Origin of the sequence: Steroidobacter sp. (genome assembly GCF_016790065.1) — a bacterium.
In the GTDB taxonomy this organism is placed as follows: Bacteria; Pseudomonadota; Gammaproteobacteria; order Steroidobacterales; family Steroidobacteraceae; genus Steroidobacter.
Map to the genome: position 1 here is coordinate 1 of NZ_JAEUPY010000417.1, position 2,938 is coordinate 2,938.

A 2,938-nucleotide genomic window follows, 5' to 3' on the forward strand; every position below is an offset into this window, starting at 1 on the left:
CACGATACTGAGCGTGATTGCCATGGCCCATAACTCGCCGATGGTCAGTGGCTGCACCACTTGATAGGCGCGGACGAAACGAATCAGCGAGTCCATGTCGAAGCGGCTGTCGCTGTGCGCGACACAAGCCCACGCCATGCCGAAGACGCGCGGATAGCCGACAAACGGGCCGTCAGCGAGCTTCGGCAACTGTCGATAAAAGCTCGGCGGCAGGTCGCTGTGGATCTTGCGGATCTGCTGTTCGATCACATGATAGTTGTCGACCAGCCATTCCCCGGCGGGCGTGATGTTGCTGCCCTTGCTGGCCGACAAAGTAATGGTTCGGTAGGCACTGAGCAGCACCGCGGCGTTGTCGCCGAGGCGTGCATTGAGCGAGCGTCTGCGTTGTGGCCGTGCCGTGACGGGTTGTGATTGCGCCAGGCTCTCAGCGTGCTGTTCGAGGCGGGTGATGCTGAACAGCTCCTCGCGAATGATCGCAGAGCTGTTCCAAGGCGGTGCCGGCCGGTACTTAAAGACTATCTTGCATACTCCGGAAACGACGGTGATAGATCGCGGTCAAGGACGTTCTCCTGCGCCAGATTCAATGGGCCAGGGTGCACCGAGTCGACCGGGCTGTCGGTGCGGTAGCGAACTTAGAGAAGCGGCATTGCTAGCAGCCGACCGGCAGCTGGATCGAACAATTGTGCAAAGCCGCCTGTGGTGTGCATACTTTTGGCCTGGCCCGGCAGGAACCGAAACGTATGGCAACTTCGACCGGTGACATCCGCTCCCAGGACCTCAGTCCCCAGAGTAATCGCAGCATGGAAGACATGCTGCAAATGCTGGAAAGTCAGCGCAGGGCGGGCAAAGCGGCCAGACGAATGAGCGACGGCTGGTGCCGGCTCATTCCTCCGGGGTTCGGCTTTCATTACGAATACGATCCCGAGGTGGCGAGCGGTAGCTGGGAGTTCTATCAGCTCGGGCACGGCATCTGCGTGAGCATCGTCGACATGACCGTGACGCAGGGCCTGCCTCGCCGGCATAGCGCTTCGGATTACTTGGCGCTGTCTGCGGTGCTGGAAGGCAAGCTGCCGTTGACCTATCAGCTGGGGAATGAAGGTGAGCTGGCGCACGGCTACTGCACCGTCTACGGCGCAACGAATGGACATGAGCTGGAGACTTTTCCGCAGTCGGGGCAGCAACTCCGCTGGGTAACGGTATTCCTTGAACGCTCGCGCTTACTCAAGACGACAGGATTCGAGCCCGCGGATCTGCCGAGCGAGGTGGTGGACTTCCTACGTCACGACGAGCACCTCTCGTGCCGTAACGTACCGTTGACGCAGCTTGCCTTGCTCGCAGCCCACCAGATGATCAAGCCGCCCTTCCAAGGCAGCTTCCGTCACGCATTTCTGACGGCCAAGGCGCTCGAACTGGCCTGTCACATCCTTTTCAATCTTTCTCGTGCCGTGGAAAGCGAGGAGCAGGGATGTTTCTCCGAGACCGACCACAAGAAACTCCAAGAGGCCATGCGCCTGATTCGTAACAGTCTCGATGAGCCTTCCGACGTCAAGGAGATCGCTCAGGCGGTCGGCCTGACGCGCCAGCGGCTGCAGCGCGGCTTTAGGATGATCTATGGCGGCACCGTCGGCGAAATCCGCGACAAGCTGCGCATGGATCTCGCACGCGAGCTGATCTCCGATACGACGCTCTCCATGGTCGAGATCGCACTGGAATGTGGCTACGTGCATTCTGCGAGCTTCACCCGTGCCTTCAGGGCTGCGTTCGGCATGCCGCCCATGCAGATGCGCTTGGCATCGAGCGATGCCTTGCGAGTGAAGAATCAGCGTACCCGCCGAGCCAAGTCTGCTCACTGACCGCGTGAGCCGTGCGATTTGCACGGCCCACGCATCCAACATTTATTAAAGAGACCAACCGATGGTCAGACGCACGGTTCTCGGCCTGCCGTAGTTCACGAACATGTCGGTGAAGGCGCCGGCCGCGTAGAACTCGTCGAGCACATTGTCGACGTTGAGCTGTGCGTTGAAGCCGTTGGCGCGGGCGTAACTGATGTTCGCGTTGACCAGTGTGTACGCCGGGACGAAGAATGTGTTGGCCGGATCGCCCGCCATCTTGGAGTAGCGACTGCCGCCCACGCTGAAGCCGAGGCCGCGTAACGAACCGTCTTGGATGACGTACTTCGTCCACAAACTCGCCGCCTGGCGGGGAATGTTGACTGGCCAGTTGCCTTTCGGCGTCACGTAATCTTCGAGGACTTCGACGTCGGTGTAGGCGTAGGAGGCGATCATTTCCCAGCCTCGCATGAGCTTGATCTGGCTATCGACCTCGAAGCCGCGGCTGCGTTGCCGACCGGAGGTGTCGTAGCGGCCCGCCGGTGCAGGCAGCGCACTGGCGACGTTGGAGCGCGTGATCTCATAAATCGCCGTGGTGACGTTGTATTTACCGTCGGGTGATAGGAGTTTCAGTCCAAGCTCATATTGAGTGCCAGTCTCCGGGTCGAGTGCGCGGCCTTCGACGTCGAGCATGCCGACCTGGGGATTGAAGGACTCGCTATAGCTTGCATAGCCGGCCAAGCCCGGACGTATCTCATAAGTGGCGCCCACGCGTGGCACGAAGGCATCGTGCTTCTCTGTCGACGTTGCCGTTTCCACAGTCACCCAGTCGAAGCGTCCGCCGGCCGTGACGGTCAGTCGACCGAGTTTGATCTCATCCTGGAAGTACAAACCCCGACTCTCGTCCTCGCGCAGCGACGGGAACAGTGCGAAGTCGCCGCGTTGAAAGACGCTGTAGTCGGGAGCAAACAGGTCGAACGCCACCAGCGGCGAGAAAGCGTAGGAGGGTTTGCTGTCGACGCGCTGCCGGCCGTATTCAAAGCCTGCCGCCAGTCGGTGATGAACCGAGCCCATGTCGAACGAGCCTATCAACAGCGTATCGATGCCGA

At 60.3% G+C, this 2,938-nt stretch carries 3 protein-coding genes; 1 reads left to right on the forward strand and 2 read right to left on the reverse strand.

Features of this window, described 5'->3' with window-relative positions:
- Positions 1-519, reverse strand: a 519-nt coding sequence (locus tag JNL55_RS17260; protein WP_415923099.1) for a hypothetical protein, incomplete at its 3' end; no start/stop codon positions are given.
- A 221-nt stretch (positions 520-740) separates the two neighbouring features.
- On the opposite strand from JNL55_RS17260, the gene JNL55_RS17265 reads away from it, so the two are divergent.
- Positions 741-1,853: a helix-turn-helix domain-containing protein gene (locus JNL55_RS17265; RefSeq protein WP_293856196.1), complete on the forward strand. Its 1,113-nt coding sequence runs from the start codon at positions 741-743 to the stop codon at positions 1,851-1,853.
- Positions 1,854-1,898: 45 nt separating this feature from the next.
- Here the strand turns inward: JNL55_RS17265 and JNL55_RS17270 are convergent.
- A partial coding sequence (locus tag JNL55_RS17270; protein WP_293856199.1) for a TonB-dependent siderophore receptor occupies positions 1,899-2,938 on the reverse strand: 1,040 nt, incomplete at its 5' end.

Bases quoted from the DNA above. Each gene is read 5' to 3' on its own strand.
- JNL55_RS17265 (WP_293856196.1), top strand. From the start codon at position 741: ATGGCAACTTCGACCGGTGACATCCGCTCCCAGGACCTCAGTCCCCAG.